Annotated in this window: 2 protein-coding genes; both read left to right on the top strand. The window is 65.2% G+C overall.

Annotation, left to right across the window (positions count from 1 at the left end; all coding sequences use genetic code 11):
• On the top strand, positions 1-639 hold a 639-nt coding region (locus B3D39_RS13655; RefSeq protein ID WP_286789801.1), incomplete at its 5' end, for an MBL fold metallo-hydrolase.
• Positions 639-1,586, top strand: a complete 948-nt coding sequence (locus tag B3D39_RS13650) for an AEC family transporter (RefSeq protein WP_274962185.1) — start codon at positions 639-641, stop codon at positions 1,584-1,586. The genes B3D39_RS13655 and B3D39_RS13650, both read left to right, overlap by 1 nt.
• Positions 1,587-1,617: the final 31 nt, after the last annotated feature.

Raw genomic sequence — 1,617 nt, 5'->3', positions numbered from 1 at the left:
ATCGACACCACGCCCGACATGCGCCAGCAGCTGCTGACCGCGGGCGTGGGCGAGCTGGATGCGGTGGTCTACACCCATAGCCATGCCGATCACGTCCACGGGCTCGACGATCTGCGCCAGATCGTCTTCAACATGCGCACCCGCCTGCCCGTCTGGGCCGATGCCGATACCGAGGCCGCGCTGCTCGACCGTTTCGCCTATGCCTTCGTCCAGCCCTCGGACAGCAATTACAAACCGATCTGCGAGCTGAAATCGATCCATCGCGAGCGGCCCTTCCAGATTACCGGTGCGGGCGGCTCGATCGAGTTTCAGCCCTTCCGCGTCGAGCATGGCAATATCGACGCACTCGGCTTCCGGATCGGCGGGCTGGCCTATCTGCCGGACGTCTCGGACATTCCCGAAGAGGCATGGGCCTATCTCGAAGGCCTCGATTGCTGGGTGCTCGACGCGCTGCGCCGCACGCCGCACCCCACCCATGCGCATCTGGCCCGCGCGCTGGAATGGATCGAGCGTGCGCAGCCCGCGAGCGCGGTGCTGACCAACATGCATATCGACCTCGACCACGACACCGTCGCCGAGGAAACCCCGGATCACATCCGCCCCGCCCATGACGGGATGGTTCTGGATTTCGGTCTCTGATGAGCGTTCTGATCGACGTCATCCTGCCGGTCTTCCTCGTCATCGGCTTCGGCTATGTCGTGGCCTGGCGCGGGCTGTTCTCCGAAGGCGCGATCGACGGGCTGATGCGCTTTGCGCAGAACTTCGCGGTGCCGGTGCTGCTGGCACGCTCGATCGCCAATCTCGACCTGACGCAGAGCTATAACTGGGCGATGATGGCCGCGTTCTACGCAGGCGCACTGATCTCTTTCGCCATCGGCATCACCGGTGCGCGCATGATAGGCCGCAACGGCCCTGAGAGCGTCGCCATCGGCTTTGCCTGCCTGTTCTCGAATTCGCTGCTGCTGGGCGTGCCGATCACCGAGCGCGCCTATGGCACCGATGCGCTGTCGGGCAATTTCGCGATCATCTCGGTGCATTCGCCCTTCCTCTACACGATCGGCATCCTCGCGATGGAAATGGTGCGCTCGTCGGGCACCGGCACCTCGCTCGGGCGCGTCGGGCTCAACGCGCTGATCGGCGTGCTGCGGACCCCGCTGGTGATCGGCATCCTGACGGGCTTCGCGATCAAGATCCTCACCACGCTGACCGGCCAGCCCCTGCCCCATCCGATCCGCGAGGGGATGGATATGATGGCGCGCGCAGCGTTGCCTGCGGCCCTGTTCGGGCTGGGTGGCGTACTCTACCGCTATCGTCCCGAAGGCGACGCGAAAGCGATCGCGATGGTCACCGGCCTGTCGCTGATGCTACATCCGGCGATCACTTACGGGCTCGCGCATTTCGCCTTCAAGTTGGACTCGACCGCGCTGCGTTCGGCCACGCTGACCGCAGCGATGGCGCCGGGGGTCAACGCCTATCTGTTTGCGAATATCTACGGGGTGGCGCGCAGGGTCGCAGCCTCGGCCGTGCTGATCGCGACGGCGCTGTCGATTCTGACGATCTGGGGCTGGCTCGCGATCCTGCCGTGAGGTTTTAGGGGCTCTGCCCCCGTCGCCGTAG

The sequence above is a fragment of the Thioclava sp. UBA3469 genome (assembly GCF_002378135.1).
In the GTDB taxonomy this organism is placed as follows: domain Bacteria; phylum Pseudomonadota; class Alphaproteobacteria; order Rhodobacterales; family Rhodobacteraceae; genus Thioclava; species Thioclava sediminum.
The sequence above is the reverse complement of the archived record's forward strand: the minus strand, read 5'-3'. Positions and strand labels throughout refer to the sequence as shown.